Below are 25,754 nucleotides of genomic sequence, written 5' to 3' on the forward strand. Positions count from 1 at the left end.
CAGGGAGCGCAGCGACTGGAGTGACGAGGGAAGGCCGGGAGCCAAGGCCCCATGACCCTGCCGGCGCCGAAGGCCCGGCCATCAGCTCAGGACCTCGATGTTGCCGTGCTCGAAGCAGGAGCGGGTGCCGGTGTGGCAGGCCGGGCCTTCCTGGTCGACGAGGACCAGCAGCGTGTCGGCGTCGCAGTCGACGAGGATCTGCTTGACGTGCTGTCGATGGCCGCTGGTCTCGCCCTTGACCCAGTACTCCTGCCGGCTGCGGGACCAGAACGTGCTCCGCTTGGTCTCCGCGGTCCGGCGGACCGCCTCGGCGTTCATCCAGCCCACCATCAGGACCTCGCGCGTGTCGTATTGCTGCACCACCGCCGGGATCAGCCCGGCCGCGTCGAAGGTCAGCTCGTCGATACTCACTCACCCATTGTCGCCGATCCCGGGTTGCCTTCTGACCACGCCCTCCAACTGCGAGGATGGCCCGATGACCCGGATCGACGAACTGTTACGTGACCACCCGGTGATCGACGGCCACAACGACCTGCCGATCGCGTTCTACGACCTGGCCAGGTACGACCTGGACGCGCACGACCTGAGCGGCTCGGTGCCCACGCTGAACACGGACCTCCCCCGGCTGAGGAAGGGTCACGTCGGCGCGCAGTTCTGGTCGCTCTGGGTGCCGCAGGACGACCACTCGGTACGGCGTACGTTCGAGCAGCTCGACTTCGTCCGGCGGCTCGTGGAGCGCTTCCCGGAGGATCTGCAGCTGACGTCGTCGGCCGACGAGGTGGAGGCCGCGATCAAGGCCGGGCGGATCGCGTCACTGATGGGCATGGAAGGCGGGCACTCGATCGGTGAGTCGCTGGGCGTGCTGCGGGTGATGCGCTCGCTGGGCGTGCGGTACATGACGCTGACGCACAACAACAACGTGTCCTGGGCGGACTCCGCCACCGATGAACCGGTGCTCGGCGGGCTGAACGACTTCGGCGAGGACGTCGTACGCGAGATGAACCGGATCGGCATGCTGGTCGACCTCTCACACGTCTCCGCGGACACCATGCGGCATGCGCTGCGGGTGACCAGCGCACCGGTGATCTTCAGCCATTCGTCGGCCCGCGCGATCTGCGACGTACCGCGGAACGCCCCGGACGACGTGCTCGAGACGCTGGCGCGGAACGACGGCGTCTGCATGGTGACGTTCGTGCCGTACTTCGTCTCCCAGGCGTACGTCGACTGGGTCGCCGCCGCCCGCGAGGCGGAGCCGGACCTGAATCCGCTCAGCCCGGAAGGCCAGGCCAAGCTGGTCGAGCTGACGGACCTGCCGAAGCCCCTGGCCACTCTGGAGGACGTGGTGGAGCACATCGAGCATGTCCGCGGGATCGCCGGCGTGGACCACATCGGGATCGGCGGTGACTACGACGGCTGCCCGGAGTTCCCCACGGGACTCGCGGACGTTGCGTCGTACCCGGTGCTGTTCGAGGCCCTCGCCGACCGCGGCTGGAACGACACCGAGCTGGCAAAGCTTGCCGGCGGCAACATCCTGCGCGTCCTCCGCGCAGCCGACGAGGTAGCCGCTTAGGCGTTGCGGACCAGGTCTCGGGTCTCGGATTGTGGTTCGAAGCCGGCGGACTGGTAGGTGGCGACGGCGCCGACGTTGAAGGCGGGTGTGCACACGACGGCGCTGGACGACCCCAGCTCCTGCAGGGCGCGGGCGGCGGCGATGGTGATCGCCTGGCCGTAGCCGCGACCGCGGTGCAGCCGGTGGACGCCCATCGGCTCCAGAAGCCCCGGCCTCCCCTCGCCCGCCGACCACACGGTCACGGCTGCCACGGACTCGCCCAGCTCGTTGCGGGCGACGAGACAGCGGGCGTCGGCGTACGGCTCACCGTCGGCCATCGCGTGCCAGCGTGCGTCCGTGAACGTCGACCCGTCGAACGACGCCCGCTGGACGTTGGTCCGCTCGTGCGCCTCCTCCGCGCCGATCACGTCGACCCGGACGCCGGGATCCCGCACCGGCTCGCTCAGATCGCGCCGCAGCGGCACCCACGGCTCGCCGGTCTCCCAGCCGTCCTTGGACAGCAGGTCCTGGACGAGCGCTCCCATCGGCGCCTCGACGTACACCTTGCCCTCGATCAGTACGCCGGTCTCCGGCGCGGACACGTCCTCCATCAGCCGCTGCGCCAACTCCTCATCACGCTGAGCCTCCGGAGCGATCGCGACCCGCAGCAGATCCGGCTCATCAAGCAGCCCGACCGCCAGAATCTCCCCGTCCCGGCTCCAGATCCGGGTAGCCGCCGCCGTCACCTCACCACCGAACCGCCAGAACCACCCCAGATCCCCCGGATGCAGCTGCACCGCCCCCTCATCGGACTGCCACTCCCGCAGCACCCGCACAACCGCCCCCAGCCCGCCAACCCCCGGTGTCACCAACCCAATAGCCATACCCCCGATCCCACACCACCCCACCGACACTCCGCACCCGACTTTCCGGCACTTTGAGCACCAACCAACCAAAATCCGCACCTTCTACTGGTTGACCCGTACCCAAGGTGGCTTTCCACAGGTGGGAGGAAGTGGGGTGCGGGTGTCGGTCGTGAGGCGGCAGGCTGGGGCAGTGGATCGACTCGAGGACGTCGTAAGCAAGCGGCTCGTGGCACTTGTGCAGACTCCGCAGCCTCGGGATGTGTTGCGCGGGCTCGGGGTGGGTGATGCCGATCTCCGACGGCTGGTTCGCCGGCATCACCTGCAGCACCACTACGGGCATTACGTCGACGGACGCATCGACGAGTACTTCGCGGTCGTCGCCTGTGCTCAGGCGGCGTACCCGGGATCGGTTGTCAGTCACTTCAGCGCAGCTCGGCTGGCCGGCCTTCGCCTGTGGACCGACACGGGCCGTTCGTCGGCTCCACCGATCGACGCGGCTTGGCTGACTCGCTCCCCCACCGCCCACCGCAACCAGCGGCGCCCGGACATCGTCGTACGGCGTGCCGGCCTGGCCACCGTCGATGTGTCACGCCACCTGTGGCTGCCGGTCACCAGTACCGCGAGGACGGTTGTCGATCTCGCCCGCGAGTTGCCCCTGCGCGAGGCGGCAGCCACTGTCGACCACGCCTTGCGGACCGGTACGACGCTGACCGAGATGCTCACCGTCGCCGAGCGCCAGCACCATTGGCCCGGAATCCGCGGAGCCTTGGCCGCGCTCGAGTTCGGCGATCCGGGATCGGAGTCGGTGCTTGAGTCGATCGCGCGGGTCCTGTTCGCCGCGGCCGGGTTGCCCGCGCCAGTGCTCCAGGCACAGTTCTTCGACGGCTTCGGCTGGATGCCCGAGCGTCTCGACTTCTGGTGGCCTCGGTTCCGGACCATCGGGGAAGCCGACGGACTGGCGAAGTACGAGGCGGACAGCCCTGAGGAGCGGCGGCGCCGGATCCGGATGCACCATCGCCGTGACCAGCGGCTGGGCGATCGAGGCGTCGAACTGGTGCATTTCGGCTGGGAAGACGTCGTCGCTCCCCGCTCCGATCTGGTCGCCCGTCTCCGAGCCGCCTTCGCCCGAGGCGAGTCGCGTCCCGCCGATCCCCCCACGTGGCGTGTCGCACCGCTCCCCTCCCACCGCGCCGCCTGACCTTGGGCACCCACCAACCACGGTGGCGCCGCTTTCGTGGTTGGTGGGTGCTCAAGGACGGCAGGCGGTACGGCCGGGGAACCGGGCGCGGGGTGTTTGGGCTGGGCGGGATCGGGCACGGGACGGGCTCGATGACACCGAACGTTTGGAGTGGTTGTGCTTACCCTGACTGAGAACGCGACGCTGGTGATCAAGAGCATCACTGGGGTCGAGGGTGCGCCGGAGGGGGCCGGGGTGCGGATCTCGCAGGAAAACCCGGCGGATCCGGCGCTCGCGGTGACGACGACGGAGGCGCCGCGGCCCGGTGACCAGGTGGTCGAGGAAGCCGGTGCGCGGGTTTTCCTCGAGCAGAACGCCGCGAACGCGCTGGACGACAAGATTCTGGACGCGGCGGTCGATGACAAGGGCGGTGTTGAGTTCCTGCTGGTGCCCCAGCCGGGTGCCGGGCATGAGAACGGTGCCGCCCCGACCGTCTGACAGGTGAACCGCGCGCGGCCGGGACCGCCCCTCCCTAGGTCCTGGCCGCCGCGCGCACCTCGCGCTAGACCGCGCTGCGCTGGGCTATCCAGCTGTCGTGGAGGCGGGTGTAGACGCCGCCGGCGCCGACCAGGTCGGCGTGCGGGCCGCGCTCGACGATCTCTCCGTTGTCGAAGACCAGCACCTCGTCGGCCGCTTCCGCGGTCGACAACCGGTGCGCGATGGTGACCGACGTACGCCCGGCCATCAGCCGCTCCAGGGCCGCGTTCACCCGGACCTCCGTGCCGGGGTCGACGGCCGACGTCGCCTCGTCCAGTACAAGCAGATCGGGGTCGGCGATGTTCGCCCGGACGAGCGCGACCAGCTGACGTTCGCCCGCGGACAGCGACTCCCCCCGCTGGCCGACCGGCGACTCCAAGCCGTCCGGCAGCGACTCCAGCCAGTCCGTCAGCCCGAGCGACTCGAACGCGTCGAGCAACTGCGTGTCTGTCACCTCCGGCCGCCCGAACCGCACGTTCTCGGCGAGCGACGAGTCGAACAGATACCCGTCCTGCGGCACCATCACGACCCGCTCCCGCAGCGACTCGAACGAGATCTCCCGCGCGTCCACCCCGTCCAGCCGGACCGAGCCGCCGGTCGGATCCATCAGCCGCGTCAGCAACTTCGCGAACGTCGTCTTGCCCGACCCGGTCTCGCCCACCACCGCGACCCGCCGGTGCGGCTCGAGTTGTACGTCGACATCGCGGAGAACCAGCTCGCCCTCCGGGTACGCGAAGTCCACGTCCGCGAACTCGACCGTGATCGGCCCGCGCGGCTGCTTCACGCCCGACTCCCCCGGGTCGACCACGTCGGCCGGCGTTGCGATCACGCCGAGCACCCGCCGCCACCCGGCGAACGCACTCTGAGCGTCGGTCAGCACCTGGGTCGCGATCTGGACCGGGTCCGAGAACAGCGCGACCAGGAACATGAACGCGAGGAGCTCCCCCAACGAGGCCTGCTTGTCGACACCGAGCAGTACACCGACCGACAGCACACCGGCGTTGGCCAGGCCCGCCGCCAGACCGCCGATCGAGAACGTCAGACCGGTGAGCGCCTGTGCCTTGGTCGCGGTCCGCCGGTAGTCCTCGATCGAGGCGTCGATGCGCTCCTGCGTCCGCTTCTCGACCGCGTACGCGCGGACCACCTGAGCGCCGACCACGGGCTCGGCGATCGCGGACAGCATCTCGCCGACCTTCGCGCGGACCACACCGTAGGCCTTGGACATCGCGCGCTGCAGGTACTTCAGGCTGGCGAACAGCGGGATGAAGCAGACCAGCACCACCAGCGCGAGCTGCCAGGAGTAGAAGAACATCACCACGGTCGCGAGCAGCATCTGCCCGATGCTGACCAGGAAGATGAACCCGCCGAACTGCAGGAACTGCGACACCGTGTCCACATCCGACGTGACCCGGCTGACCAGCGCGCCCCGGCGCTCGGTGCTCTGCGTCAGCACCGGCAGGTCGTGCACGTGGCGGAACGCCTTGATCCGCATCGTCGCGAGCCCGTTCTCGGAGTTGATCGCGAGCCGCACGGTCGTCAGGTACGACGCTCCCGCGGTGACCAGAATGCCGAGCGCGCAGACCAGGCACATCCAGGCGACGTACGACATGTCCGGCCCACCCGGCCCGGACAGGCCCTTGTCGATCGTCTGCTGAACAGCGATCGGTACGACGATCCGCCCACCAGTCATGGTCAACGCGAGCAGCCCGGTCACCAACCACCCGTTGGCCAACTCGGGCGACACCTTCAACCCTTGCCGCAGCGTCTCCAGACCACTCGCGTCGTCAGCGTGGTCCAACCGCGATGATGCCTCAGCCGTACTCACGCGGATGCTCCTTCTGCGTCCAGATCGTCAATTTCCGCGGCCAGCTCCGACTCTTCCTGGCGGCGCTCAGCGTCCTTCTCGTAGGCGTCGACCAGCTCCCGGTAGGCGGCCGACTTCTCCTGCAGCTCGGTGTGGGTGCCCTGTGCCGTGATCCGGCCCTCGTCGAGGAACAGCACCTCGTCGGCGAGCGAGATCGTCGCCTTGCGATACGCGATCACCAGGACGGTCGTGGCGGCTTCGGCCCCCTGAACGGCGGACCGCAGCCCGGCAAGGATCCGTGCCTCGACCTGCGGGTCGACCGCGCTGGTCGCGTCGTCCAGGATCAGCAAGCGGGGACGCCGTACCAGCGCGCGGGCCAGGGCGATGCGTTGCCGCTGACCACCGGACAGCGTCGTACCGCGCTCACCGACCTTGGTGTCCAGACCGTCCGGCAGGGCCTTCACGAAGCCGTCGCCCTGGGCGATCCGGAGCGCGTCCCAGACGTCCTCGTCGCCGAAGTCGGCCCCGAGCGTGATGTTGCCGCGGATCGTGTCGTCGAACAGGAACGCGGTCTGCGCCACCAGCGCGACCGAGTCGGCCAACTGGTCCCGGGCCAGGTCGCGCAGGTCAGTGCCGTCAACCTTGACGGCGCCCTTCTCCGGGTCGACGAGCCGGGTCAGCAGCGTGGTGATCGTGGACTTCCCGGCGCCGGTCGGCCCGACCATCGCGACGGTCCGCCCGGGCTCGATGGTGAAGTCGACCCCGGCCAGCACATCCCGCTCGGGCAGATAGCCGAACCGCACGTCCGACACCTGGAGCCGAGCGGCCTTGGTCGACGTCAGCTCGGCGTCGCCGTACTCCATCCCGCCCTCCGCGGTCAGGACCCGCTGGATTCGATCCCAGCCGACCACCGAACGCGGCAGCTCGCCGAGCACCCAGCCGAGCGCACGGATCGGGAAGCCGATCAGCGTGAACAGGAACGCCACCTGGACCACGTCACCCGCGTCGGCCGCGCCCGACCCCACCCGGGCGACACCGACCAGCAGCACCGCGAGCACACCCAGCCGGGGCAGGCCGTCGATCACCGGGTCGAACAGACCGCGGGCCTTGTTCACCGAGATGTTCGCGTCCCGCAGCGCGTATGTCGGGTCCCGGAAGCGCTCGGTCTCCGCGGCCTCGCGGCCCAGCGTCTTCACCACCAGCGCGCCGTCGAAGGACTCGTGCGCGACCTCGGAGACGTCGGCGCGGAGCTGCTGGGCCCGGGTCGCGAGCGGCTGCAGGTAGCGCTGGAAGATCACGTTCGCGACGAACACCAGCGGGAACACCAGGCAGCCGACCAGCGCGAGCGCGACGTCGGCCGCGAACATCGCGGCGGTCGCGAACCCCAGCATCGCGATCACGCCGATCGCCATCGGCAGCGGCGCGATCACGAACCAGGTCGACTCCACGTCCGCGTTGGCGTTCGACAGCAACATGCCGGTCGAGTGCTGGTGGTGCCACTCCAGCGGAAGCTTCAGGTACTGCCGGGTGACCCGGCGCCGGTACGTCGCCTGCAGCCGGAACTGCATGATGCCGGCCCCGATCCGCCGCCCGACGACGCCGATCGCGTTCAGGATCGCGATCCCGATGAACAGCCCGATCAGCGACGCGATCGCGCCGAAGGTGGTCTCACCGGTCTCGAAGGCCGGCCGGAGCACGTGGTCGGTCGCCCAGCCGAGCGCCCAGCCGCCGGCCACCGTCATCGCGCCGTAGAGCATGGCGGCCAGCACGGACAGGGCGAAGATCCACGGCTCCTCCCAGATCGCCACCCGCAGAACCGCGAACCCTCGCCGAGTGACGCTGCCCTTGTCGGGGACTTTGGGCATGGGCAAGACGCTCTCCAAGACAGTCAGGTGCGAACACCGGGCACAAGCATGACAACGATTGACATTCTGCCATTCCAGCGCCCCCTCCTGTTTTCTTTATTCCTTGCCTCCACCGGTGGAGGCAAGGAAGGGAAGGAAGGTTGGGTTCGCGATTACGATCGACTATGTGACCGACTACAGCCGGGTAGAACGACTCGCTCTGTGTGATCTGTTCGACCAGTTGGGGCCTGATCAGCCCACGCTGTGTGAAGGCTGGTCGACGTACGATCTCGCCGTTCATCTGTATGTCCGGGAGGCCGATCCGATGGCCGGGCCGGGCATCATGATCTCCGCCTTCGCCGACACCACCGAGCGGCGGATGCGGCGGGCCAAGGAGCGCTACAGCTTCGCCGAGGTGGTCGACAAGGTCCGCAACGGACCGCCCCCGGTCTCGATCTACGCACTCCCGAAGCTGGGTCACCAGCTCAACACGACCGAGTACTTCGTGCACCACGAGGACGTCCGGCGGGCGCAACCGTCGTACGACGTCCGCACCCTGCCGGACGACCAGCAGGCCGGCCTGTGGAAGGCGGTCCGGCTCGCCTCGAAGACGATGACCCGGAAGGCCCCGAGCGGTCTGGTGCTCAGGCTCCCGGACGGTACGACGTCCGTCGCGAAGCGGCCGACCGAGCTCGGATCGGTGACGGTGACCGGTGAGCCGGCCGAGCTGGTGCTGTTCTGCTTCGGCCGTCAGCAGGTGGCCGACGTTCGGTTGGAGGGCGACGCGGAGCTGATCGAGCGGCTCCGCAGCGCATCATTCGGCGTCTGACTTCCGGGTGGCCCGGGTGCGCCGGACACGCTGGACCAGGCTGCTGCTCACGGTCACGAGTACGACGAGCAGGACCGCGGCGAGCACGCCCTGCCACGGCTCGTCGAACAGCGCGTACCCGAGCAGCCCGATCGCCATGTAGACGGCGGCCCACAGCGACGATGCCGTCAGGTCGACCAGCGCGAACCGTTCCCACGGGTACCCGGCCAGGCCGGCCGCGAGCAGCACCGGCACCCGGCCGCCCGGGATCAGCCTGGAGGTCAGCAGGACGCCGATCTCGTGCTCGGACAGCCTGAGCCGCAGGGCGTCGAGGGACGCGTTGTCGCGCAACCACCCGACCCGCTTGGCCAGCCGTTCACCACCGAACCGGCAGCCGGCGTACACGATCAGGTCGCCGATGTACGCGCCGGCCGCGCCGGCGATCAACACCCCGAAGAGCCCGATCGGGTTGCTGTGCGACGCGAGTACGGCGCCCGCCGACACCGCGGCGCCGGTCGGCAGAACCGGCAGGACCGCGCCCAGCAGAACGGCGCCCGCGAGCGCGAAGAGGTACCAGAGGTCGAACCTCGTGTCGCCCGTCATGCGGCCACCTCGGTCGACTCGCCGGGCTGCAGGACCTCCACGTTCACCGCGGGAGCCACCTCGGCCATCGCGGCCTTGAAGCGGTCCCCTGGTGGCAGGAACAGTTCCGGCTTCAGCCAGTCGCACCCGATCGGCCAGAACGTCCCGAAATGGACCGGTATCGCCATCCGCGCACCGACGCGCCGAACCGCTTCCGCCGCGCGCTCCGGATCCAGGTGTCCCGGTCCGAGTGACGGACCCCAACCGCCGACCGGGATCAGCGCCAGGTCGACCGGACCGGCTTCCGCGGCCAAGCCGTCGAACAGATCGGTGTCGCCCGCGAACCACACGCTCGGCGAGCCCTCCACCCGGTACCCGAGGGCCGGGCCGGCGTGCGACGACCACGGCAGCCGGCGGCCGTCGTGATGGGCCGTGATCGCGGTGATGTCGAGCGAGCCGATCCGCACCTGGTTGCCCGGGGCAACCTCGATGCAGCGCTCCGAGACGGCGGCACCACTGTCCTGGTGGATCAACTTGGCGGCACCGCGCGGGACCACCAGCGCGGCCTCCGGATCGACCATCGGCAGCGAGGTCAGGTGCAGGTGGTCGGCGTGCATGTGCGAGATCAGGACGGCGTCACACTTCCCCGCCTCGGGCAGCGGGGACGGTCCGCGGCGGCGGCGCAGATGCGCGATCCGCGACGTCAGCACCGGATCCGTCAGGAGCCGCGTGCCGGCCGCTTCGATCGTGGTGGTGGCATGCCCCCACCAGGTGATCCGCACGCTTTCAGGCCTCCACACTCGACTCGACCGGTTTCCGCAGGTCCTTGCGGCGGCCCAGCTTTTCCAGCCAGCTGATCAGCAGTGCGTGGACCGCGTCGGAGCCTACGGGAGGCTCGTCCAGGACCCAACGACTCGGATGCACGAGGACCGCCTCGGTCTGCCAGCCGCCGATCCCGCCGTGGCAGCCGACCAGTTCCTCGAACGCCGCCACCTCGTGGGTGTACTCGTCCAGCCGGCTCACCACCACGACGTCGCCGTTGTGCGGCATCTCCGCCTGCCGCAGCATCGACGCCGCCGCGAACGGCCCGTACGGCGTCAGCGGGTCCTCTCCCTCGACCCGGCCGGACCGCAGCACCCGGACTCCGGCCCGGCCGATCGCGACCGGTCCCTCGGCCAGCGAGTCGACCACTACGAAACCGACGCCGGGATGGGTCGCCAGACCAGGGATCAGCTTCGGATGCAGCAGCTCGATCTCTTCCAGTGGCACCCGGCCGGGCGTGGTCGCGAGGTAGAGCAGCGCGAGGTTGCCTGAGGCGGTCACCACCATCTGCTCGTCGGCGGCGATCGGCGGCTCGCACTCCTTCGGCCCGAGTTCCACCTCGCCGCTCTTGGCCTTCCCGTGCAGCGCCTTCCGGGTCACCGTCCCGGTCACGCTGCGGCGCAGCGACAGCTCGGTCAGGAACGTGTTGACCGGACCCCAACCCTCGGACCTGCCGACCGCGGCCACTGGCTCCTTCGTGGTGTCGACCAGGTCGTCGACCACCTCGGTGAGGGTGCGCCCGTACCGCTGCAGGAAGGTGGAACCCTGGCTCTGCCCGTGGTCGGACAGGACGACGATCTCGTACGAGTGCGGCAGGGTGTCGATGATCCGCTGCAACGCTCCCAGCACCCGGTCCAGACCCTCCAGCGTTTGCAGCGACTCCGCTCGGGTCGGGCCCGCGTGGTGCGCGACCTCGTCGTAGTCGACGAAGTCGCAGTAGATCACCGGGGTGCCCTTGATCAGCTCGTCGGTGACCAGCGAGACGTTCAGGTCGCGGAGCAGCACGTTGGTGATCGCGCGCAGAAAGATGTAGCCGCCGCCCCGCTTGACCCGCGGGACCAGATGCCGGACCCGCTGACGACGGGCCTGGTGCAGTTCCTTGACCATCTCGGCGAAGCACAGCACCAGACCGCGGGCGGCACCCTGCGGGCTGGAGAAGAACCGAACGTAACCCCGGCTGCGGCTGTTCGGCAGGGCGGCCCGGCTGAAGACCAGCTCGCACCGGTCCGCGTCTCCGGACCAGTTGTTGCTGATGCTGACGCCGCCGTCGGCGAGCAGCCCGCGCCCGGTCGACATCCGGTCCTCGATCTCGGCGGCGTCCCGGCCACGGTTGGTGACCATCACCCGGCCGGTCTCCTTCTCGTACCACCGGAACGCCGGAATGTGCTTCGAGCCGCCGTGCAGGATGCCGGCCTGGCTGGCCGGGGTGGTCGCCGGTACGCCGGTGTGCCAGCCGACCATCGAGTGCTTGCCGTCCCGGATCCAGCCGCCCAGGTTCGGCAGGTTGCCGGCCAGGACCATCCAGTTCAGCAGTGGTTCTGACAGTCCGTCGATCTGGATGATCAGCATCCCGGTCTTCGGCGCCGCCTCGATCTTGCGCGCTCTGCGGTGCACGACCCGCATCACCTCGGCGACGTACGCGTCGTCGCTGCCGGCGTACGCGACCCAGCCGACGAAGGCGCTCACCGCCGCCATCCAGACCGCGACCACAACCGGCGCCTCGACACCGCCGTGCAGGGTCACGCCCGGATCCACGGTGATGCCGATGTAGACGACGCCGAACTGCGACAGCAGTCCCCCGACGAGGACGCCGATCGAGCCGATCAGGATCGCGACCCCGGCCAGCACCCAGCGCATCAGCATGCTGAAGACCGCGAGCAGCACGACCAGCCGGAGGATCGGCAGCCGGCCGTCACTGCTGATCTGCGGCAGCGTCCAGAACGTGATGATGAGCGAGATCAGCGAGGCGAGGCCGCCGTACAGCATCGCCTGCAGGCCCCGGCCGGTACGGCGCAGGTCCAGCCAGACCGGGCGTCGTCGCCGCCGGGTCCCGGACACCTGCTCTGGTGGTTTCGCCATCGCCTGCTTCGTGCTCCCCGTTCGTCTCGCTGTGCTCTACGAGAGTACGAGGCAGGTTGCAGCGCTGTAGCACCACGCCACGCACCGGACGGGTGGTTCCCGGGTCAGGGCCGGGGTCTCCCCCGGCGATTCCCTGACCCGGAAGCGCTGATCACTGGACCCGGAGGCTCGGGGGGTGGAGACTCCCGCTAGTTGGATTCCGCCTGGGTTGAGGGAGTTTCTCGTGAAGTATTTACCGAGAGTGTCGGGGCGCGCGATGGTCGCCTCTGTCGCCGCAGTCGCGGCGGCCGTCGGTGGGGTGGTCACACAGTCGGCCGGTGCGCCGACCGCAGTACAGCCGACAGCGCTGCAGACGCGGTTGGACAGCCTGCTGAACGACAGCCGGTACGACGGTTCGCAGGTCGCGCTCGTAGTCCGGGACGCGACCACCGGCGAGACGCTGTACGACCGGAACGGCGATCAGCGGATGCTGCCCGCCTCGAACACCAAGCTCTTCACATCGACGGCCGCGATGCACACGCTCGGCCCGTCGTACCGCTTCCACACCGACGTACTGGCGACCGCGTCCGTCCGCGGCGGCAAGCTGAACGGCGACCTGTACCTCAAGGGGTACGGCGACCCGACCGCACTCGAGTCCGATTACGCCGGACTCGCCAAGCAACTCCGCGCGGCCGGCGTCCGTCGCGTCGAGGGTGACCTGGTCGCCGACGACACCTACTTCGACCACGTCCGCCTCGGCGACACCTGGTCCTGGGACGACGAGCCGTTCTACTACAGCGCCCAGATCTCCGCCCTCACGCTCGCCCCGAACACCGACTACGACTCGGGTACGGCGATCGTCGAGAGCCTGCCCGGAGCGACGGCCGGAGCACCGGCGAAGCTCTCGCTCGTGCCGGCGAACGGCGTGATCAAGCTGGTCAGCACTGCGACGACGGGCGCGGCAGGATCGGCCAACACGCTGAGCATCGAGCGCGACCACGGCACCAACATCGTCCGGGTGACCGGTTCGGTGCCGCTCGGCGCCTCGGTCGGGCAGGAGTGGGTGACGGTCTGGGAGCCGGAGCTCTACGCGGCCGACGTCTTCCGGCGCGCGCTCGCCGCCCAGGGCATCCAGGTCGACGGCCGGATCAAGAACGCCGCCACCCCGACGACCGCCCGGCAGCTCGCTCGGGACGAGTCGATGACGGTCGGCGAACTGATGACGCCGTTCCTGAAGCTGTCCAACAACATGCACGCCGAGACCCTGGTGAAGGCGATGGGCGCCGTCGTCGAAGCCGAAGGCAGCTGGTCGGCCGGACTGGGCGTCGTCACCGACTACGCGCAGAGCATCGGGGTCAACACCAGCCGGATCCGCCTCTCCGACGGCTCGGGCCTGTCCCGCAAGGTCAACGTCACCGCCGACAGCGTCACCGACGTACTGATCGGGGCGCAGAAGGAGCCGTGGTGGCAGCAGTGGTACGACGCTCTGCCGATCGCCGGCAACCCGCAACGGTTCGTCGGCGGCACACTGCGCAGCCGGATGCTCAACACACCGGCCGCCAACAACCTGCATGGCAAGACCGGCTCGCTGACCGGCGTGACGGCACTGTCCGGCTACGTGACGAACAAGGACGGCCGCAAGCTGGTCTTCTCGATGATCAGCAACAACTACCTGGTCAGCCCGCGCTCGATCGAGGACGCGGTCGGCGTCACGCTGGCTTCCTGGTCCGACCAGGCGCCTCCGGCCGCAGTCGCGCCGAACACCCTCAGGACGACGCAGACCACCTGCGATCTCGAATGGCAGAAGGCCTGCTGACCTAATCCGCTCGACAGTACGGCGGTCGTTCACCACGATGTCTGAATGACCGCCGTACTTCCTGCCACGCACACCGTCCGCCCACCGACGAAGGACGACGCGAAGGCTGTCTTCGACCTGGTGGCGGCGTACAACACCGCGGTGATCGGGGTCGCCGACTACACCCTCGACGACATGGTCGACGAGCTCACCGATCCCGGGTTCGCGCCGGAGACCGACGGCTGGCTCGTCTTCGACGGCGACCGGTTGACCGGCTACGGCTCGGTCTTCGGCAAGGGCGATCACCACCAGCTCGACATCGACGTCATCACCGCGGACGCGGAAGTCGCGGCCTACCTGCTCGCCGAGATCACCCGTCGGGCGCGCGAGATCGCGACGGCGTTCGGGCATTCGTCCGTACTGCTGGACATCGGGGTCTACCGTGCCGACGAGACTCGCCGGGCCTGGTTGTCCGAGTCCGGCTTCACGTCCGGTACGACGTACCACCGGATGCGGATCGACCACCACGGACCGGTGGCCGCGCCCGAGGTCCCGGCCGGGATCACCGTGCGCCGGGGTGCTCCCCACGAGGCCGATCGGCGGGCGGCGCAGGGCGTCCTGAACGCGTCGTTCGACGGGCAGTTCGGCTTCACTCCGCGTTCGTACGAGGAGTGGCACGCGGCGCACGAGAACCAGTCGACGTTCGACTGGTCGCAGATCACGCTGCTCGAACTGGACGGGCGGGCAGTGGCGTTCCGGGAGTGCACGGATCAGTTCGTCGACGACGAGAACTGCAACTACATCGGGCGACTGGGCGTGGTCGCGGAGGCGCGCGGGCGCGGCCTGGCGAAGTTCCTGCTGCGCGACCAGTTCACCCTCGACGCCGCGGCCGGACGGACCGGCACGATCCTGCACGTGGACACGAACAATCCGACGCCCGCGCTCGACCTGTATCTGTCCGTCGGCATGACCGCCACGCTGGTGATCGACGTCTGGCAACTGCGGGTGGACGCATGAATCTGCCTGCCGGGTACACCGTCCGGCCGATGCGGCTCGAGGACGCCGGGATGATCGCCGAGCGGTCCGGCGACTACACGCGCGCGTTGCTCGGGTTCGCGAAGCACAGTCCCGAGGACGTCGCGAACTATCTACGTGATCCCGGCTTCACCCCGGAGACGGACGGTTGGGTGGTGCTCGACGCGGCCGGTGAGTTCGCCGGGTCGGCCACCGCGATGGCGCACAACGACGGCACCCGAATGACCCTTGAAGCACTGAGCGAGGACCCGGCGATTGTCGAGTGGTTGCTCGAGCGCGGGATGCAGCGTGCCACTCGAGGTGGATCCGGCGAGGTCGTCGTGAGCGTCGGCGTCATCCGGCAGGACGAACGGATGCCGGAGATCCTCGCCGCCCGCGGTTTCACGATCGATACGTCGATTCACCGCATGCGGATCACCTTCGACGGTCCGGTGGAACCACCCGCGGTGCCTGTCGGTGCCGTCGTACGGCGTGGTGCCTTGGACGAGACGAGTCGCCGGACGGCGCACGCCGTACTCGTCGAGGCGTTCCGTGGACAGCCTTCGGCCGAACCGCGGCCGTTCCCGGAGTGGGCGGCGGCACGAGAGAGCCGGTCCACGTTCGACTGGTCGCAGCTGACCACCGTCGAGCTCGACGGCCGGGCGGTCGCTGTCACCGAGTGCAACGACAACTTCGTCAGCACCGACAACTGCGGGTACGTCGGCCGGCTCGCCGTCATAAAGCAGGCTCGCGGTCGAGGCCTCGCCAAGTTCCTCCTGCACGACGCCTTCGCGGTCGATGCCGCCGCCGGACGCTCGGGCACCATCCTGCACGTCGACAGCAGCAACCCCACCCCGGCCGTCGCCCTCTACACCGCCGTCGGCATGCGCGCTGACCTGATCAGCGACATCTGGCGGCGAACGATCCAGCCGGCCTGAGGCAGCCGCGTCCCTTCAGCACGACTCGGTCACCGGTGCTTCCGGCGTACACCGTGCGGTTCGCGAGCGCGCTCTGCAGGTCGAGGTCGAGAGTGGTCGGCGCGGGGCCGGGGTTCGTGCATTGGTGGCCCTCGTTCTGGTCCGGGCCGACGCCGTACCGGTACGCCGCGATCCGGACCGAGTACGCGTCCTGGGACAGGATCCGGACGACCGTGTTCGGCAGGCACGGCTCGATGGCGACCTCGTCGGGTTCGACCGCCACGGTCAGCACTGACAGGTGGTCCGGATCCAGCCGCACCGAGGTGACCACGATCTCGCCCCGCAGCAGGATCAGCGTCGTACCGATCTTGTAGTGCTGTGGCGCCGGCCCGCCGACCAGGTACCGAACCACCTCGGGGCCGAACGTCGGCTCGCGCTCAGCCCTCGGGAGGCCGACGCCGGCGGCGATCCCGGCCACGACCACGACCGCCGCGACCGCGGCGGACACGACGTAACGCCGCCGGCGCCGCTCTCGGACGGCCCGTTGCACATCCTCGAACGGCGGCGCCTCTTCCGGCGTCCGCGCCTCGACGTACTCGACCAGCAGCTCACGCATTCTCAGTCACCGCCGACACCGGCGCGAGTGCCCGCCGGGCCCGGGCCAGCCGGGACTTCACCGCACCGGGCGCGAGTTGCAGATCCACGGCGATCTGCTCGATCGGCAACTCCAGGACGTCATGCAGTACGGCGATCGCCCGCTGCTCCGGCGTGATCCGGGCCAGCGCGGCCGCCACGTCCAGCGCGGCACCATCCGTCCCACGCGCGGTGTCCGGGCGGCCCGTGAGCCTGGCCAGTGCCCGGGTCGCCACCTGCCGCCGGCGTACCCGGCTGATCATCGTCCGCACGGCGACCGCACGCACCCAGGTCTCCGGGTCGTCGAACCGGCGGATCGCGTCCCAGCGGGCGAGCAGCTTCACGTACGCGTCCTGGGCGACCTCCTCGGCGTCCGCGCGCGATCCGCCGATCGACACCAGTACGCCGATCAGCCGCGGCCAGGTCTGCCGGTAGAGGGCGGCCATGTCCGCCACCGGATCACTGTCGTCCCGCACCCGGTCACACCTCCCCGCCCAGTGTCCCGCCGGACCCGGACCGGCGACAGGGGTTGCTTCCAGGAGATCTGAGAGATTACTCTCGAAACATGTCTCTCAGAAATCCGTACGGCGATTTCGAGATCACCGACCCGCAGGCGATGCGGGCTCTGGCGCATCCCGTCCGGCTCGCCGCGCTCAGCTGGTTGCAGAAGAACGGACCGGCGACGGCGACTCAGTTGTCCGAGCACGTCGGCGCGTCTCCGTCCGTCACCAGCTGGCACCTGCGGCACCTGGCGTCGTTCGGCCTGGTGGTCGACGGCCCGCCGCCGGAAGGGTCGGACCGGCGGCAGCGCTGGTGGAACGCGGTCGCCCGTGGGTTCCGGGTCACGATGCCGGACACCCCGGAAGGCGTCGAGGCCGGCCGGCTGCTCCTGGCCGAGATGATGAGCCAGGCCCTGGAGCAGGCACAGCACTGGCTCGCCGAGATCGAGCCCGGGCTGGATCCCGAGTGGCGCCGCGTGGCCGGGTCCGCGAATACCCGCCTGATCGTCACCGTCGACGAGGCCGACGCGATCGAGCAGGAGATCGAGCAGGTACTCGCGCCGTACGTCCAGCGCGGCGAGGAGGGCGCACCGCCGGACGCCCGCTCGGTCCGCCACCTCCGCATGTCCTTGCCTGAAGCAACCGCCTGAGCCGGACCCGTTCGTCTTTTCTTGCCCAAAGCAACAACTTGAACCTGCCCTGGGGGAACCATCGTGAGCACACTTACCACCACCAGTCTGTGGCGCGACCGGCGGTTCCGGACCTTCTGGTCCGCGCAGACCGTGTCCGAGTTCGGCGACCGGATCACCGAGCTCGCCCTGCCACTGATCGCCGTCACCCTGCTGGACGCCTCCCCCGCCCAGGTCGGCTTCCTGACCGCGGCCGTCTGGCTGCCGAACATCGCCTCGCTGTTCATCGGCACCTGGGTCGACCATCGCCGCGACAAGCGCCCGCTGATGATCGCGGCCGACCTGGCTCGCACCGTCCTGCTGCTCACACTGCCCGTGGCGTACTGGCTGGACCTGCTGGGACTCGGCCAGCTTTACGCGATCGCGATCCTGGCCGGTACGGCGCACGTCCTCTTCAACACCGCCTACGCCTCCTTCTTCGTCCGGCTGGTCGACCGCGACCAGTTCCTCGAGGCCAACAGCAAGCTCTCCGCGACCCGGTCGGTCTCCTTCATGGGTGGCCCGGCCGTGGCCGGTCTGCTCGTGCAGTGGCTGACGGCACCGGTCGCGATCGTCGTGGACGCGTTGTCGTTCGTGTTCTCGGCGATCCAGCTCAGCCGGCTCAAGACGACACCCGGCGAGGCCGACGAGACATCGGAACCGTTGCTCACCCGAGCCCGCGAAGGCATGCGCTATCTGCTCAAGCACCCGTACTTGCGCCGCAGTCTCGGCTGCGCCACCACGGTCAACTTCTTCAACCTGATGGCCATGGCGCTGCTGGTGCTCTTCGCCAGCCGCGAACTCGGGCTCTCGGCCGGAACGATCGGCCTGGCCTTCGGGATCGGCTCCGCCGGCGGTCTACTCGGCGCGGTCGCGGCCGCACCGCTGAGCCGGATCTTCGGGGCCGGCCGGGTGATCGCGGCCGGATCGGTCGTCTTCCCCGGCGCGATGGCGCTCGTGGTCCTGGCCGACGGTCCGGTCTGGGTCCGCGCCACTGCGCTGGCCGGCGCCGAGTTCGTCGCGAGCTTCGCCGTGATGTGTTTCGACGTACCGCTGAACTCACTGCAGGCCGCGGTCATCCACGACCACATGCGCAGCCGGGTCGCGGGTGCGTTCACCAGCATCAACTACGGCGTCAGGCCGCTCGGCGCGGTCGTCGGCGGGTTCCTCGGCACCTGGATCGGTGTCCGCGAAACCCTCCTCGTCTCCGCCGCCGGCGGCCTGCTGTCCGTCCTGTGGCTGGTCGGCTCACCGATCATCCGCACCCGCGAACTGACCGGCCTGGAGCCACCTGAGCTCTAGTCGTGCACGCTGCTGTCGACGAGGTCCTCGACGTCGACCTTGGCGACGGTCTTCCGGAGCGGGACCTCCTTGATGAAGAACGCCGCGACCAGACCCACCAGGGCACACGCGGCCGCGATCAGGAAGATCCGTCCGGTCGCATCGCCGTACGACATCCGCACCAGCTCCGCCAGCTGCGGCGGCAGGTGATTGACATCCAGCAAGCTCGTGCTGTCGGAGCCACCCTCCTGCAGCTTCCGCGCCGCCTCCGCACCACCTGGGCCGGACAGCACCCCTTCGATGATCAGGTCCTTCACGCGCGTCGCGAGTACGGCGCCGAGTACGGCCACGCCCACCGCACCACCAAGGCTGCGGAAGAAGCTGACCGTCGCACTCGACGCGCCGATCTCGCGGACGTCCACGGTGTTCTGAACGGCGAGGACCAGGTTCTGCATCATCATGCCCATGCCGAGACCCATGGCCAGCATGCCGAGACCGACGTACCAGTACGGGCTGGTGTGGTCGATCGTCCCGAGCAGTGTCAGCCCGAGCACGAGCAGGATGCCGCCGGACACCAGGTACCGCTTCCACTTGCCGTAGCGGGTGATCATCTGTCCCGAGCCGACCGACCCGAGGAACGAGCCGAGCATCATCGGGATCGTCAGCAGACCGGCCTCGGTCGGGCTGTAGCCGCGGGCGATCTGGAAGTACTGCCCGAGGAACAGCGCGCTGCCGAACATCGCGACACCGACCGCCAGGCTGGCCACGATCGCCAGCGCGGTGGTCCGCTGCCGGACGACCTTCAGCGGGACCAGCGGCTCCGCGACCTTGGACTCGACCAGTACGGCGAGGATGCCGACGAGCACCGTGCCGCCGACGAACAGCGCCGACTGCCAGGAGATCCAGGCGAAGTCCTGACCGGCGAACGTGACCCAGAGCAGCGGCAGGCTCGCGGCGATGCTGATCAGGATCGCGCCGAAGTAGTCGATCCGGACCTCACGCTTGATCAGTGGGAGGTGCAGGTACTTCTGCAGAATCACCAGGCTGACCAGGGCGAGCGGGACGCACACGTAGAAGCACCAGCGCCAGCCGAGCCAGGAGGTGTCGACGATGACTCCGCCGATGAGCGGGCCGCTGACGGTCGCGACCGCCATCACCGCACCCATGTAGCCGGAGTACCGGCCGCGGCTGCGGGGTGGGATGGCCGCGCCGATGATGGCCTGCGCCAGCGCCATCAGGCCGCCCATCGCGAGGCCCTGCAGGACGCGGGCGCCGATCAGGAACGGCACGGTGTGGGACAGGCCGGCCAGCGCGGAGCCGACCACGAACAACGAGATCGCCAGCTGCACCAGCAGCTTCTTGCTCATCAGGTCGGCGAGCTTGCCCCAGATCGGGGTGGACACCGTGGTGGCCAGCAGGCTCGCGGTCAGCACCCAGGTGTACTGCGTCTGGGAGCCTTCGAGGTCGGCGATGATCGTCGGCAGGGCATTGCTGACGATGGTCGAGCTCAGCATCGCTGTGAACAGCGCGGCGAGCAGGCCGATCAGGATCTCGAGGATCTCGCGATGGGTGAGTTCCGGTGCGGCGGGCCCAGCGTTGGGCACTACCTGCTGCCGGGTCTCCGTGACAGTCATCAGTCTCCAGTCGAGTTGGTGCGCCTCACGACCTGGTTGACCTCCGTGATGGCCTGCGCGAGCCGCTGCATGGTCTCCGCAGCGGCGAGCAGCATGTCGTCGTCGAGGTCCGCCAGGGCGGCACGAAGATGCTGGGTGTAGGACGAGTAGAGGGCCTCCAGCTGAGCCCTTCCGCGGGGTGCCAGGCTGACCAGCCCGACCCGGGCATCGGCCGGGTCAGGCCGACGGCTCACCAGTCCGTCGGCCTCCAGGGCGGTCACTTGCCGGCTCACCACGGAGGCGTCGACGCCGAGCTTGGCGGCGATCTCACCGCCGCGCTGCTCGCCGCCCTTGAGGAGGACCTTGAGCACACTCGCGTCGGATCGTCGCAGCCCGCTGTCGGGCATCAGGTGCCGGTGCTCCACACAGCGCACCGCCCGGATCAGCGAACTGACTCCGTCGAGCAGCTCCTGGGCCGGCGCGTCCCGCTCCACCCCCGGGACGAGGGCTTCCTGAGCTAGTTGCATAACCCAACTATATACCCAATTAGTTGGTTTCTGCAACCATATGGCAGACCGGGGGGTTCCGTTTACGGAGAGTCAGTTATTGGTTGAAACCGAGCTATTTTGACGACTCTCCGTCTATCATCCTGCAAGGGGGCATTTGCTGCGGCGGTGCACCGAAGTCCAGGGGCGCGACTGAGGTGAGGCCATGAAGGCCACCAGGATCGATCAAGCACGGTTTGAACCGACTGTCTTCAGTGCCGTACGCCGGCACTGGATCATGGTCGTGGTCATCGCTGTGCTGACGTCCGGGGCCGCGATGGCGTACGCGTCGGCGCAGACCGAGCTCTACCGCGCGTACGGGACGGTCACGGTGCCGCAGAGCACGCTGGCCGAGGGCGAGGACCGCACCCAGTACTTCGATAGTCAGGTTCTGCTACTGCAATCCCAGGAGGTGGCCGATCGCGCGGCCACCATCGCCAACACGGCGCTGAACGACAACGTGCTGACCCAGGACGACTTCGCGGGCGACCACAAGTCGTTGGAGATCACCCCGCCGGAGCAGGCCACGCCGGGCAGCTTCGGCTCCAGCATCGTCGCCCTCACCTTCACCTGGCCGGACGCCAGGGTGGCCCGGGCCGGTGTCAACGCGGCGCTCCAGGCCTTCGACGACGCACGATCCGCTGCCACCGCCGCGCAAGGTGCCGCCGACGTCGCCGCGGTCGAGCGAGCCATCAACGACGCTCGGACAGCGGGCCAGCTGGCCGACCTGAAGAACCAGCGGACGAAGACCCTGGTCGACCTGGAGCTCGACCTGGCCACCCATCCGAGCGCCGTCTGGGCGGCCGAACCCCAGGTGCCGATCAACGGCAACGTGAAGCGATCCGGTGCCATCGGGCTGGTGGCCGGATTCGTCCTGGGCGCCGCGGTGGCGTACCTGCGGGCCGGCCGCAAGCGGTGCCTCGACGACCGGCTCGACCCGGTCGCGATCTACGACGCGCCTCTCATCGGGGACATCCCGTCGACCGGGAACCATGGGATCCGGACCGCCTTGTCGGCCGCCGCCCACCCGCTGCCGATGGCCGTCGATCCGCAGTCGCCGACCGCCGAGGCCTTCCGGTTCACCGCGGGGTCGGTCGAGCGGATGCGCGCTGCCCGCGACCACCGGCTGGCCGTGGTCTTCGTCTCGGCGGACAGCGGCACCGATCGGAGTACGGTCGTGGCGAACCTTGCGCTCGCAGTCGCCGAGAGCGGAACGCCGGTCCTGGCGGTGGACGCCGATGCCACCGGGAGCGCCCTCACCGACCTCCTCCTCCCGGGCAGCTCGGGGGCCGACGGTTTCGAGCAGGTCGTGGCCGGGTGCTGTCCGGTGTCGGAGTGCATCGAGCCGAGCCCGCTCAACGCCGATGTCACCGTCCTCCGGGCCGGCACCGTCCGGGTCCGGCGGACCAGTGGCACGGCGTACGCCGAGGCGGTGGAGAAGCTGATCGCCGAGGCCAAGGAGTCCTTCGAGCTCGTGCTGATCGACAGTCCCGCGGTGCTGAAAGCGGCGAACGCGGTCGAGTTGGTGCAGGACTCCGACGCGACCGTGATCGTCCTCGGCCCCGGCGAGCCGGTGCGGGACCACGTCACCGTGGTCGAGCGTCTCGAACACGTCGAGCCGGATGTGGCGGGTTACGTTTTCCGGCGGACCGGTCGTGGGCCGAAGTTCGTCCGCCGGATGCGGGAGCGGACCGCCCGCCGGATCGGCCAGGAGTCGGTGGAGGCCGGCGAACTCCTCGCCTTCCGGCCCGCCAGGAACCGTCGAACGTCGGCACGCCTACCGCAGGGCTGATGCGGGATGTCGTCCGCCGCCGGTAGCCGACGCGAGCGCGGCACGGTTCTGGGCGCTCTGCCGCCGCAGGCATCGGGCCGGCTCTGGGTCCTGTACGGCCGCGTGCTCGGGCCACTCCTGGGCGGCTACCTGCTGTTCGACCGGGCCTTCGCCTACCTCCATCTGCCCGGCAGTCCGTTGTTCGTCGGCGAGATGGTGCTGGGGGTCGGCGCGGCTGCCACGGTCATGGCCACCCGCTACCTCAAGATGCCGATCAGGGACGAGTCCATCCTCGCGCTGCTCGTGGCGTTCGCCGGCTGGGGACTGATCCGGACGATTCCCGGCGTCGGCACCTACCACCTGGATGCGGTGCGGGACGCCGCCCTCTGGTTCTACTGCCTGTTCGGGTTCTTCGTGACCGCGGTGCTGGCCAGATCACCGGAACTCATCGACCGGTGGATCACCCAACTGACGCGGTTGACTCCATGGCTGCTGCTGTGGCTGCCGTTCGCCGTCGTGCTCTATCCCCTGTCCGACAGCTTCCCGACGGTGCCGTTCTCGACGGTCTCGGTGCTGTCGCACAAATCTGGGAGCGCGGCCATCGCGGCGCTCCTCGTGCTCGGGTGCATGTGGCTCTTTCCCGGTACGCGCAGCGCACGCAGTCGGACGGGCTGGAGCGTGCTGGCTCTGGTGGTGGTCGCCCTCGCCGCCACCCAGAACCGGGGTGGCCTGATCGGCGTGATGGCCGGCGGCGCGGTCGGGCTGGCGTTCCTCCGCAACCGCGTGGGTCTTGCCGCCCGCGTCGTACTCGTGATGACCGTCGGTCTGGGAGTGGCTTCGCTGCTGTCGCTCAAGATTCCGCTCGGCGGACTGCAGGGCCGGGAGTTCTCGGCCACCCAGCTGATCGACAACGTCGTGAGCCTCGGCGGGAAGAACGAACCCGGCAACCTCGGCGGCACCGTCGAGGGGCGTCAGCAACTCTGGTCGCGGATCCTGGCCAAACAGATCAACGACGGCCACCTCGTCGACGGGTCCGGGTTCGGCCAGAACCTGGCCAGCGAGGTCGGCGTGCTCGACGCCGGCAAGGACACCTTGCGGAGCCCGCACAACTCGCACCTGCACATCCTGGCGAGGTTGGGGGTGGTCGGAATCTCGTTGTGGATCGCCTTGTGGGTGGGCTGGTATTGGCGCATGGTCGCCGGCTGCCGTCGGCTGGCGCGCGAAGGGCTGCACACCAGACGCCAGGTGGGTGTCCTCACGCTGATGGTGTGCACGGCTGTTCTGGTGTCCTGCTTCTTCGATCCCCAGTTGGAGGGGCCGCAGGTCGCGGCGCTGCTGTGGACCGCGTTCGGGATCGGGGTGACGGTGACGACGGTCCGGCCCTGGTTCGGTGGCGGGACGTCGTCGTGAGACCGGCACCGGGTCGGGGGCGCTGGATCGTGGCCGGCTGCGCGGTGGCGGGTTTGCTCGCACTGGCGTGGCCTTTCGACGCAGGCGGCGGATCGACCCCCGCCAGCCCGTCCGGCCTGGCCCGCGTCACCGGCTCTGTCGGTCCCACCGGCGCCGTTGGCCCGGTTCCGAGAGCCTGTGACGGCGTCGCAGTCAGTCCCGCGGAGGATCTTCACTCGGTCATCGCCGCGCATCCGGCGGGTACGACGTACTGCCTCTCCCACGGCACGTACCGGCTGGAACAACCCCTGGAGCCGAAGGAGGGTGACGCGTTCATCGGTGCTTCGGGGGCGGTCATCAGTGGGTCGAAAGTGCTGACCGGCTGGCGGCAGACCGGCGGCGTCTGGTCGGCCACGGGATTCCTGCCGCCGGCACCGGCCGACCACGGCGAGTGCATGGAACCCGTACCGACCTGCACGTACGCCGAGGACGTTTTCGTGGACAAGCAGCGGCTGACACGCGTCGACTCCGCGGCGGCCGTGACCGCCGGCACCGTCCACGCCGACTACCGCACGAACACGATCACGATCGGCGACGATCCGCGGCTCCATCTGGTCGAGCAGGCCGTCGCGCCCAGCCTCATCCGTGCGACCGTCGACCACGTCACCGTCGCCAACCTCGTGCTCGAGCAGGCCGCGAACGAGGCTCAGGTCGCCGCCGTCGAGTCCCGCCGGACGACGCCGTACGGGATGGGGTCGGGCTGGCAGATCCTGCACAACGAGGTGCGCCTCAACCACGGCGTCGGCCTCGGCCTGGCCGACGGAGCCGTCGTCCGCGCGAACTTCGTGCACCACCAGGGCCAGCTCGGTTTCGGTGCCTGGGGCAACGGATCGGTGGTGAGCGGCAATGAGATCTCGTTCAACGGGATGGCCGGCTACTCGCCGGACTGGGAGGCCGGCGGGAGCAAGAGCTGGCAGACCGGCCGGCACACGGTCACGCACAACTACGTCCACGACAACCACGGTCCCGGGCTGTGGACCGACGGCGGCAACATCCACACGGAGTACTCGGCCAACAGGATCACCGCGAACTGGGGAGCCGGCATCCAGCACGAGATGAGTTATGACGCCGTCATCCGGGACAACGAGATCTCCGGGAACGGCCTGCAGCACAAGGGCTGGGCCTGGGAGGCCGGTATCCAGATCCAGTCCTCGGGAGGGACGACGGGACTCATCGAGATTGCCGGGAACACCCTCGGCGACAACGCGAACGGGATCGCCCTGATCGAGAGCGGCGGCCGGGCCGACGAGAGGCCGGCGCCGTACGGGCCGCACGTCGTCCGGAACGTGTGGGTCCACGACAATCGCGTCACACTGGCCGACGGCCAGGTCAGCGGCGCCGTCCAGGACATCGGCGACACCGCCGTCTACACCCGGAACAACAACCGCTTCGAGAACAACACGTACGTCGTCCCGTCACTCGCCCAGCCGTACTTCGCCTGGAACGACAACGACCTGACCTGGTCCCAGTGGCGCGCCGCAGGCAACGACTACGGCGGCCGCGCCGTCAGCTGAGGTCGTC

At 69.2% G+C, this 25,754-nt stretch carries 23 protein-coding genes; 12 read left to right on the forward strand and 11 right to left on the reverse strand.

Annotated features, from left to right (window positions below; all coding sequences use genetic code 11):
- Nucleotides 1-81 precede the first annotated feature (81 nt).
- Nucleotides 82-411: a phosphoribosyl-AMP cyclohydrolase gene (hisI, locus tag AB0E63_RS25165; RefSeq protein ID WP_360370877.1), complete on the reverse strand. Its 330-nt coding sequence runs from the start codon at nucleotides 409-411 to the stop codon at nucleotides 82-84.
- Nucleotides 412-475: 64 nt separating this feature from the next.
- On the opposite strand from hisI, the gene AB0E63_RS25170 reads away from it, so the two are divergent.
- Entirely contained in the window at nucleotides 476-1,570 is a 1,095-nt protein-coding gene (locus AB0E63_RS25170; protein ID WP_360370880.1) for a dipeptidase, read from the forward strand.
- On the opposite strand, the gene AB0E63_RS25175 is transcribed toward AB0E63_RS25170, so the two are convergent.
- Nucleotides 1,567-2,433, reverse strand: coding sequence for a GNAT family N-acetyltransferase (locus AB0E63_RS25175; RefSeq protein WP_360370883.1), 867 nt, complete (start codon nucleotides 2,431-2,433; stop codon nucleotides 1,567-1,569). The two genes, AB0E63_RS25170 and AB0E63_RS25175, sit on opposite strands and share 4 nt — an antisense overlap.
- Before the next feature lie 172 nt (nucleotides 2,434-2,605).
- Here AB0E63_RS25175 and AB0E63_RS25180 point away from each other — a divergent pair, with 172 nt between their 5' ends.
- Nucleotides 2,606-3,613: a hypothetical protein gene (locus AB0E63_RS25180; protein WP_360370885.1), complete on the forward strand. Its 1,008-nt coding sequence runs from the start codon at nucleotides 2,606-2,608 to the stop codon at nucleotides 3,611-3,613.
- A gap of 156 nt (nucleotides 3,614-3,769) precedes the next feature.
- A complete protein-coding gene (locus tag AB0E63_RS25185) occupies nucleotides 3,770-4,090 on the forward strand; it encodes a Fe-S cluster assembly protein HesB (protein ID WP_360370888.1) in 321 nt (106 codons plus the stop codon).
- A gap of 64 nt (nucleotides 4,091-4,154) precedes the next feature.
- On the opposite strand, the gene AB0E63_RS25190 is transcribed toward AB0E63_RS25185, so the two are convergent.
- Both AB0E63_RS25190 and AB0E63_RS25195 read right to left on the reverse strand, forming a co-directional pair.
- Complete coding sequence (locus AB0E63_RS25190; protein ID WP_360370891.1) at nucleotides 4,155-5,954, reverse strand: ABC transporter ATP-binding protein; 1,800 nt, start codon at nucleotides 5,952-5,954, stop codon at nucleotides 4,155-4,157.
- A complete protein-coding gene (locus AB0E63_RS25195; protein WP_360370894.1) occupies nucleotides 5,951-7,798 on the reverse strand; it encodes an ABC transporter ATP-binding protein in 1,848 nt (615 codons plus the stop codon). Before AB0E63_RS25195 ends, AB0E63_RS25190 begins: the two co-directional genes overlap by 4 nt.
- A gap of 166 nt (nucleotides 7,799-7,964) precedes the next feature.
- Here AB0E63_RS25195 and AB0E63_RS25200 point away from each other — a divergent pair, with 166 nt between their 5' ends.
- Complete coding sequence (locus AB0E63_RS25200; protein WP_360370897.1) at nucleotides 7,965-8,606, forward strand: TIGR03085 family metal-binding protein; 642 nt, start codon at nucleotides 7,965-7,967, stop codon at nucleotides 8,604-8,606.
- Here the strand turns inward: AB0E63_RS25200 and AB0E63_RS25205 are convergent.
- Genes AB0E63_RS25205 through AB0E63_RS25215 form a run of 3 tightly spaced genes read right to left on the reverse strand, consistent with a single transcriptional unit; the run spans nucleotide 8,592 to nucleotide 12,068 of the window.
- A complete protein-coding gene (locus AB0E63_RS25205) occupies nucleotides 8,592-9,188 on the reverse strand; it encodes a VTT domain-containing protein (RefSeq protein WP_360370900.1) in 597 nt (198 codons plus the stop codon). The two genes, AB0E63_RS25200 and AB0E63_RS25205, sit on opposite strands and share 15 nt — an antisense overlap.
- The gene (locus AB0E63_RS25210) at nucleotides 9,185-9,949 is read right to left on the reverse strand and encodes an MBL fold metallo-hydrolase (protein ID WP_360370903.1); all 765 of its coding nucleotides are present in this window, start codon (nucleotides 9,947-9,949) and stop codon (nucleotides 9,185-9,187) included. Before AB0E63_RS25210 ends, AB0E63_RS25205 begins: the two co-directional genes overlap by 4 nt.
- A gap of 4 nt (nucleotides 9,950-9,953) precedes the next feature.
- Nucleotides 9,954-12,068, reverse strand: a complete 2,115-nt coding sequence (locus AB0E63_RS25215; RefSeq protein WP_360370906.1) for an alkaline phosphatase family protein — start codon at nucleotides 12,066-12,068, stop codon at nucleotides 9,954-9,956.
- A gap of 223 nt (nucleotides 12,069-12,291) precedes the next feature.
- Here AB0E63_RS25215 and dacB point away from each other — a divergent pair, with 223 nt between their 5' ends.
- Genes dacB through AB0E63_RS25230 form a run of 3 tightly spaced genes read left to right on the forward strand, consistent with a single transcriptional unit; the run spans nucleotide 12,292 to nucleotide 15,794 of the window.
- A complete protein-coding gene (gene dacB / locus AB0E63_RS25220; RefSeq protein ID WP_360370909.1) occupies nucleotides 12,292-13,863 on the forward strand; it encodes a D-alanyl-D-alanine carboxypeptidase/D-alanyl-D-alanine-endopeptidase in 1,572 nt (523 codons plus the stop codon).
- 45 nt (nucleotides 13,864-13,908) lie between these two features.
- Nucleotides 13,909-14,859 carry a GNAT family N-acetyltransferase gene (locus tag AB0E63_RS25225; protein ID WP_360370912.1) on the forward strand — a complete coding sequence of 317 codons (951 nt, stop codon included), beginning with the start codon at nucleotides 13,909-13,911 and terminating at the stop codon, nucleotides 14,857-14,859.
- Nucleotides 14,856-15,794 carry a GNAT family N-acetyltransferase gene (locus tag AB0E63_RS25230; protein WP_360370915.1) on the forward strand — a complete coding sequence of 313 codons (939 nt, stop codon included), beginning with the start codon at nucleotides 14,856-14,858 and terminating at the stop codon, nucleotides 15,792-15,794. The genes AB0E63_RS25225 and AB0E63_RS25230 overlap by 4 nt, the downstream gene beginning before the upstream one ends.
- Here the strand turns inward: AB0E63_RS25230 and AB0E63_RS25235 are convergent.
- On the reverse strand, nucleotides 15,757-16,389 hold the full coding sequence (locus AB0E63_RS25235; protein ID WP_360370918.1) for a hypothetical protein: 633 nt from the start codon (nucleotides 16,387-16,389) through the stop codon (nucleotides 15,757-15,759). The genes AB0E63_RS25230 and AB0E63_RS25235 overlap by 38 nt on opposite strands.
- Nucleotides 16,382-16,882: a sigma-70 family RNA polymerase sigma factor gene (locus AB0E63_RS25240; RefSeq protein WP_360370921.1), complete on the reverse strand. Its 501-nt coding sequence runs from the start codon at nucleotides 16,880-16,882 to the stop codon at nucleotides 16,382-16,384. The genes AB0E63_RS25235 and AB0E63_RS25240 overlap by 8 nt, the downstream gene beginning before the upstream one ends.
- A gap of 89 nt (nucleotides 16,883-16,971) precedes the next feature.
- Here AB0E63_RS25240 and AB0E63_RS25245 point away from each other — a divergent pair, with 89 nt between their 5' ends.
- Together AB0E63_RS25245 and AB0E63_RS25250 are read left to right on the forward strand one after the other, a co-directional pair.
- The gene (locus AB0E63_RS25245) at nucleotides 16,972-17,556 is read left to right on the forward strand and encodes a helix-turn-helix domain-containing protein (RefSeq protein ID WP_360370924.1); all 585 of its coding nucleotides are present in this window, start codon (nucleotides 16,972-16,974) and stop codon (nucleotides 17,554-17,556) included.
- Nucleotides 17,557-17,619: 63 nt separating this feature from the next.
- The gene (locus AB0E63_RS25250) at nucleotides 17,620-18,876 is read left to right on the forward strand and encodes an MFS transporter (protein ID WP_360370927.1); all 1,257 of its coding nucleotides are present in this window, start codon (nucleotides 17,620-17,622) and stop codon (nucleotides 18,874-18,876) included.
- Here the strand turns inward: AB0E63_RS25250 and AB0E63_RS25255 are convergent.
- Nucleotides 18,873-20,489, reverse strand: a complete 1,617-nt coding sequence (locus AB0E63_RS25255) for an MFS transporter (protein WP_360370929.1) — start codon at nucleotides 20,487-20,489, stop codon at nucleotides 18,873-18,875. The genes AB0E63_RS25250 and AB0E63_RS25255 overlap by 4 nt on opposite strands.
- Complete coding sequence (locus AB0E63_RS25260; protein ID WP_360370932.1) at nucleotides 20,489-20,995, reverse strand: MarR family winged helix-turn-helix transcriptional regulator; 507 nt, start codon at nucleotides 20,993-20,995, stop codon at nucleotides 20,489-20,491. The genes AB0E63_RS25255 and AB0E63_RS25260 overlap by 1 nt, the downstream gene beginning before the upstream one ends.
- A 184-nt stretch (nucleotides 20,996-21,179) precedes the next feature.
- On the opposite strand from AB0E63_RS25260, the gene AB0E63_RS25265 reads away from it, so the two are divergent.
- From AB0E63_RS25265 to AB0E63_RS25275, 3 genes are read left to right on the forward strand one after another with little or no spacing between them, the layout of a single operon-like run.
- On the forward strand, nucleotides 21,180-22,805 hold the full coding sequence (locus tag AB0E63_RS25265; RefSeq protein WP_360370935.1) for an AAA family ATPase: 1,626 nt from the start codon (nucleotides 21,180-21,182) through the stop codon (nucleotides 22,803-22,805).
- Between the two features lie 6 nt (nucleotides 22,806-22,811).
- Nucleotides 22,812-24,194, forward strand: coding sequence for an O-antigen ligase family protein (locus AB0E63_RS25270; RefSeq protein WP_360370938.1), 1,383 nt, complete (start codon nucleotides 22,812-22,814; stop codon nucleotides 24,192-24,194).
- Nucleotides 24,191-25,747, forward strand: coding sequence for a right-handed parallel beta-helix repeat-containing protein (locus AB0E63_RS25275; RefSeq protein WP_360370940.1), 1,557 nt, complete (start codon nucleotides 24,191-24,193; stop codon nucleotides 25,745-25,747). The genes AB0E63_RS25270 and AB0E63_RS25275 overlap by 4 nt, the downstream gene beginning before the upstream one ends.
- Nucleotides 25,748-25,754 lie beyond the last annotated feature (7 nt).

It is taken from the genome of Kribbella sp. NPDC026596 (genome assembly GCF_040638415.1).
Lineage (GTDB): Bacteria > Actinomycetota > Actinomycetes > Propionibacteriales > Kribbellaceae > Kribbella.

Bases quoted from the DNA above. Each gene is read 5' to 3' on its own strand.
- AB0E63_RS25170 (WP_360370880.1), top strand. From the start codon at position 476: ATGACCCGGATCGACGAACTGTTACGTGACCACCCGGTGATCGACGGC.
- AB0E63_RS25175 (WP_360370883.1), bottom strand. From the start codon at position 2,433: ATGGCTATTGGGTTGGTGACACCGGGGGTTGGCGGGCTGGGGGCGGTT.
- AB0E63_RS25195 (WP_360370894.1), bottom strand. From the start codon at position 7,798: ATGCCCAAAGTCCCCGACAAGGGCAGCGTCACTCGGCGAGGGTTCGCG.
- AB0E63_RS25205 (WP_360370900.1), bottom strand. From the start codon at position 9,188: ATGACGGGCGACACGAGGTTCGACCTCTGGTACCTCTTCGCGCTCGCG.
- AB0E63_RS25215 (WP_360370906.1), bottom strand. From the start codon at position 12,068: ATGGCGAAACCACCAGAGCAGGTGTCCGGGACCCGGCGGCGACGACGC.
- AB0E63_RS25225 (WP_360370912.1), top strand. From the start codon at position 13,909: ATGACCGCCGTACTTCCTGCCACGCACACCGTCCGCCCACCGACGAAG.
- AB0E63_RS25230 (WP_360370915.1), top strand. From the start codon at position 14,856: ATGAATCTGCCTGCCGGGTACACCGTCCGGCCGATGCGGCTCGAGGAC.
- AB0E63_RS25235 (WP_360370918.1), bottom strand. From the start codon at position 16,389: ATGCGTGAGCTGCTGGTCGAGTACGTCGAGGCGCGGACGCCGGAAGAG.
- AB0E63_RS25245 (WP_360370924.1), top strand. From the start codon at position 16,972: ATGTCTCTCAGAAATCCGTACGGCGATTTCGAGATCACCGACCCGCAG.
- AB0E63_RS25255 (WP_360370929.1), bottom strand. From the start codon at position 20,489: ATGACTGTCACGGAGACCCGGCAGCAGGTAGTGCCCAACGCTGGGCCC.
- AB0E63_RS25260 (WP_360370932.1), bottom strand. From the start codon at position 20,995: ATGCAACTAGCTCAGGAAGCCCTCGTCCCGGGGGTGGAGCGGGACGCG.
- AB0E63_RS25265 (WP_360370935.1), top strand. From the start codon at position 21,180: ATGAAGGCCACCAGGATCGATCAAGCACGGTTTGAACCGACTGTCTTC.
- AB0E63_RS25270 (WP_360370938.1), top strand. From the start codon at position 22,812: ATGTCGTCCGCCGCCGGTAGCCGACGCGAGCGCGGCACGGTTCTGGGC.